Annotated in this window: 5 protein-coding genes; all 5 read right to left on the reverse strand. The window is 70.1% G+C overall.

Going from position 1 to position 5,157, the window contains the following annotated elements; translation table 11 throughout:
* Nucleotides 1-1,515: fumarate reductase/succinate dehydrogenase flavoprotein subunit (locus tag MJ785_RS16680; RefSeq protein ID WP_239381677.1), on the reverse strand; the 1,515-nt coding region annotated here is incomplete at its 3' end.
* A 6-nt stretch (nucleotides 1,516-1,521) separates the two neighbouring features.
* Nucleotides 1,522-2,358, reverse strand: coding sequence for a hypothetical protein (locus MJ785_RS16685; protein WP_239311890.1), 837 nt, complete (start codon nucleotides 2,356-2,358; stop codon nucleotides 1,522-1,524).
* 161 nt (nucleotides 2,359-2,519) lie between these two features.
* Nucleotides 2,520-2,897 (reverse strand): hypothetical protein, encoded by a 378-nt coding sequence (locus tag MJ785_RS16690; protein WP_239311888.1) that lies wholly within the window; start codon nucleotides 2,895-2,897, stop codon nucleotides 2,520-2,522.
* Nucleotides 2,898-3,177: 280 nt separating this feature from the next.
* A complete protein-coding gene (locus MJ785_RS16695; protein WP_239311885.1) occupies nucleotides 3,178-4,047 on the reverse strand; it encodes a hypothetical protein in 870 nt (289 codons plus the stop codon).
* Nucleotides 4,044-4,961 carry a radical SAM/SPASM domain-containing protein gene (locus tag MJ785_RS16700; protein ID WP_239311883.1) on the reverse strand — a complete coding sequence of 306 codons (918 nt, stop codon included), beginning with the start codon at nucleotides 4,959-4,961 and terminating at the stop codon, nucleotides 4,044-4,046. The genes MJ785_RS16695 and MJ785_RS16700 overlap by 4 nt, the downstream gene beginning before the upstream one ends.
* Nucleotides 4,962-5,157 lie beyond the last annotated feature (196 nt).

A 5,157-nucleotide genomic window follows, 5' to 3' on the forward strand; every position in this document is an offset into this window, starting at 1 on the left:
TGCGTTGGTGGTGGAGAACGGCGCGAGGACCTGTTCGACGATCGCATGGACCTCCGCGTCGGTAGCCACGCCCCGGACGCCCGCCGGCACCGCCTGTGCGTATCGCGCGGCGTACAGCCCTGCCCGGCGTCCGAAGACAAGCAGGTCGGACAGGGAGTTACCGCCGAGGCGGTTCGAGCCGTGCATGCCGGCCGCGCACTCGCCCGCGGCGAACAGCCCGGGTACCGTCGCCGCCGCGGTGGCCGGGTCGACCTTGATGCCGCCCATGACGTAGTGACAGGTCGGGCCGACCTCCATCGCCTCCCGGGTGATGTCGACGTCGGCCAGCTCGGTGAACTGGTGGTACATGGACGGCAGCCGGCGGCGGATGTACGCCGGGTCACGGCGGGAGGCGATGTCAAGGTAGACCCCGCCGTGCGGCGAGCCCCGCCCCGCCTTGATCTCGGCGTTGATGGCTCGCGCCACCTCGTCGCGGGGAAGCAGCTCGGGCGGCCGGCGGGCGGTCACCTTGTCGGTGTACCAGCGGTCGGCCTCCTGCTCGGTGTCGGCCGTCTCGGCGGCGAAGACCGGGGGGATGTAGTCGAACATGAAGCGACGGCCTTCGGCGTTGAGCAGCACGCCGCCGTCGCCCCGGACGCCCTCGGTGACGAGGATCCCCTTCACCGACGGTGGCCAGACCATGCCGGTGGGATGGAACTGGACGAATTCCATGTCCATCAGCGTGGCCCCCGCCCACAGCGCGAGCGCGTGGCCGTCGCCGGTGTACTCCCAGGAGTTCGACGTCACCTGATAGGACTTGCCGATCCCGCCGGTGGCAAGCACTATCGCGGGCGCGTCGAAACGCACGAAGGTCCCGGACTCGCGCCAGTACGCCAACGCGCCGGTGACCGCTGGTTCGCCACGCTGCGGCGTGTCCGGTGAAAGCGCGGTCTGTGACGGCGTCGCCCGCGGTGGTACGGCCTGTTGGCGCCGCGTCGTCAGCAGGCGCAGCACCGTGCACTCCATGAACACGTCGACACGTTTGCTGATCAGCCGGTTTTGCAGGGTACGGATCAGTTCCAGGCCGGTGCGGTCCCCGACATGCGCGAGCCGCGCGAAGCGGTGGCCGCCGAAGTCACGCTGGAGGATCCGCCCGTCGGGCGTCCGGTCGAAGACCGCGCCCCACTCCTCCAGCTCCCAGACCCGTTCCGGCGCCTCCTGCGCGTGGAGCTGGGCCATCCGCCACTGGTTGAGCATCTTCCCGCCACGCATCGTGTCGCGGAAGTGCGCCTGCCAGTCGTCCTCGGGCCACACGTTGCCCATCGCGGCCGCGATACCGCCCTCAGCCATGACGGTGTGCGCCTTGCCGAGCAGGCTCTTGCAGACGACCGCGACGCGGGCGCCCTGCTCGTGCGCTTCCAGCGCCGCGCGCAGGCCCGCTCCGCCCGCGCCGATGACCACGACGTCGTACGCGTGCGTCTCCGATACGGACGACGACGATGACGATGACGATGACGATATGGATGGTGCGGTCATGGTCGCTCACGCCACCCAGTGATAGTCGTGGAGGTGACCGCTCGCGACCAGCCAGATGTAGAAGTCGGTTGCCATGATCCATAGAAGGCTCGCCCAGGCCCACACCAGATGACGCCGGTTGAGCGCCGAAATCCCCCGCCACAGCCGCTGGCGGGCCGGATGCGCGGACAGGGTCCGCAGCCCACCTCCACACAGGTGCCGGAAGGAATGGCAGGAAAACGTGTACAGGCCGAGAAGCACCACATTGGCCGCAAGAATGCCGCTACCGACGCCGATGCCGAAACCGCCGTCGAAGCTGAACGCCTGGACAGCCTCGTAGGTGAGCAGACACACGAAGAGCCCACCGAAGTAGAGGAAATAGCGGTGCACGTTCTGTAGCAGCAACGGGAACCGGGCCTCACCGCTGTACCTGCGCCGGGCGTCGGGGACCGCGCAGGCCGGCGGCGCCCACCAGAACGAGCGGTAATACGCCTTCCGGTAGTAGTAGCAGGTGAGCCGGAAGCCGAGCGGGAAGAGCAGAATCAGGATGGCGGGTGAGATCCAGGGGATGTCGCCGAGCAGCCCGGAGCCGAGCGCGTCGGCCGGGCAGGAGTCGGTCAGGCACGGCGAGTAGAACGGCGACAGGTACGGATCCGCGTAGTAGTTGCCGTTGCGGAACGCCGCCCACGTCCCGTAGGCGACAAAGCCGGCGAGCACGGCCACCGTGACGACCGGGGCCACCCACCACCGGTCCCGTCTCAGGCTGGGCTGGATGATCCTCGCTCGGGCCGCGCCGCCGCTGGGAGCGGCGGCTCTGGCGGGGCCCCGATTGTCGGGAGGACGGGCATCCGTCTGCGTCGGCATGGTGCTCCTCGGTTTCCTGGGGCCGCAGGCGCGGTCAGGTGCGTTCGCGGTGCTGGGCCCCCGGCGTGTTCTCGCTGGCTGTTGCTCTCCTTGGCGTGTTCTGGTCGGTTGGAGGGACCGACGACAGGCCGCGAGTTATCGCGCGGCCCGTCGTCTCATGCTCACACCCGGACGCGGCGTCGGCGGCGCGGCGACACGGCGCGATGCCGCTGCCACCCGCCGGCGACCCCCTCGTCGTCGCATTCGGGCTGGAACTCCGGTTCGCCCTGGCGGGCCGGTACGAACACGGGTTCGTAGCGGGTTGAGCACGCTGGGCCGTCGGCCGTGCCGGCCGGGTCCAGACCGTTCGCGCCGCTGCGGGTCATGGTCTCAGCTTCAAGATCGTCAAGGTCTTCCAGGACGCGACGGACATCCGCCTCGAGCCGGCCCGCCATTCTTGAACTGGGCGCGTGGCAGCGCACATGGTGCACATGACGTTGCGCTTCCTGTACTGCTCTGATCACGGCGAGAAGCTCGTCCCGTAGGCTTGTCGACTGCACGATTCGCCACCTCCGTGGTTCCGGCTGCCGGCCGGCGACATTCCAGACAGGTATCGGTACCCATCTCCACTGCCGAGCCGGTCACATCAATGACACATTACGTTCACGCAACAGTATGATCGACGGGCGGAAGGTTGGCCGGAGACGCAGACCTTCGACCGCGCCGGAGCGCCGGAAGGCCGTGTCCAGATGCGTCAGAGACCCGCTCGCGCGGGTCATTGAGCCGGACAGCTGGCTTCCGGAACACGCCGTAGTGACGGCGAGCGCCTGGGCGGCCGGGCTACCGGCTGATCAGGTCGTCCAGATGGGCCCGCACGGCGCCAGCGACGTCCATCTCGTCAGGGGACCAGGACAGTCCGGCGAGCGTGAACAGACAGGCGACGACCCGGGCGTACCGGCCGGTCGGGGCGTCCAGCTCAGGGAAGGCCGCACGAAGGCGGCTGGCGGTCCGGGGCGCGTGCCGCAGCGCGGTGATGTACAGGTTCGCGACGCCGATGCCTGAAACGCTGCGGCCCCAGTGCTCCCAGTCAATGATCGAAAAACGCGGCGCGGTGATGTTGCCCCAGTGCAGGTCCAGATGCTCGGTGGCCGCCGGGCCGGGGGCAACGTCAGCGGGCAGCTCACCGACTCTGGCATGGATCAGATGGGCGAGCTGTTCGGGGGAGTAGGCCCACAGCTTCCGCTCGGTGGGGGTGTCCGCGAGCGCGTCGACCGAGGCACGCAGGTCGGCCCACCAGGCGTCCGGGAGGTCGGGCTCGCCGGACAGGTACTGCCCGGCGCTGTAGGCGTCCGCCGGCACGACCGTCGAGTCGGCCGCGAACGTGAGCAGCTCAGCGCGCACGGACACCGGGACCGGGTCGGGATGGGTCCATTCGGTCTCAGCGAGCAGCGTCGGCTTGGCGACGCCGGACAGGCTGGCGGCATCGTGGGTGCCGGTCCAGACCTCGCGGTCCATGTCGGACTCGATGAACGCGGCGACCCGCAGCCACGCGGTGGCGCCGTCGTGCGTGGCGGGCCCCGCGATGACGGCGTCGGAACCGCTGGCCCGTCCGGAGCCGAGAGGCCGTATCCCGAGTTGTCGTGCGCCCTCGCGGTAGATCTCAGTGAGCCACGCCGCACCGTCGATGCTGACCGGCAGCCAGCGGATCACGCGGTTCCGTCTGTTGGACGCGGTTCGCAGTCCGGGGTCTTCGGCTTGCATTGGGACTGGGTGGGGCTGCAGGCGGTGCTCGCCTTGGGACCGCAGATGTCCGGGCCACAGCCGGAGGCGGCGGTCACCGTGCGCGCGGCGTCGAGCCGGGCGACCTGGGACCGGAAGGGCGCGCCAGCGAGGACCGCGGCCAGCCCGTCACGGACGTTACCGGCGGCGGCGCGGCGGGTGAAGACGCATGGAGTCACGGTGCCGTCCGGGCCAACCGCGGCCGTGCCGTGCCCGCAGTGCCCGCAGGTGCCCGCCTCATCGTCGTGGTCGGCGGCGCGGCCGAATGGCCGGACCTGGTCGATGCTGGCGACGACGCCGAGGGCGGTCAGGTCGTCGAACGCGGCGAGAGCCTGTTCCTCGCCGGCGGTGGCGATGATGCCGGCGCGGACCGGCACCTCTGCCGCGACGAGGCGCCGCAGCTGGGCCCGGGTGCGGGCATGGCTGCCGGCACGCCCGGTGACCTTGTCATGCCGGGCCGCGTCGTCGGCGTAGTACGAAGTCGCGACCGACACACCCGGGCGGACGAGCGCGTCCCAGACCACGGCGGGAAGGGCGTACAGGTTGGTGAAGACCTCGACCGCGAGGTTAGCGTCGAGCGCCGCCGCGACGAGCGCCGGGAAGTCAGGACGGAGGGTCGGTTCGCCGCCGATGAGGCAGACCTGCTCGACGCCGACGGCGGCTGCCTCGGTGATGACCGCTTCCCAGTCGGGAAGCGTCATCGTGCCCTGGCTGCCGTGTGGTGAGGAGCCGGCGTAGCAGTGAGAGCAGGCTAACTGGCAGCGTCCGGTGATCTCCAGCCAGATCAGCCGGGGCGGCTCGGCCTGGATCACCGGGTGGACAGGCCCGGGCAGCGTCACGGTCATGATGATCTCCCTACGCCGTGTTCTGATACTCGCCGACGTGGATCACGTCGTGGCGCAGCCGCCGCTCGGGGGTGGTCAGGCCCAGCAGACGCTGCCCGCCCGGCCCGCAGATGATCATCTCTCACCGGCGGACCGGGCGATGGCAACGGTGAATTCGCCAGGCACCACTGTAGCCGGCCGGCGCCAGTCAGGCGGG

The organism is Protofrankia sp. CiT1, assembly GCF_917627335.1.
GTDB lineage: Bacteria > Actinomycetota > Actinomycetes > Frankiales > Frankiaceae > Protofrankia.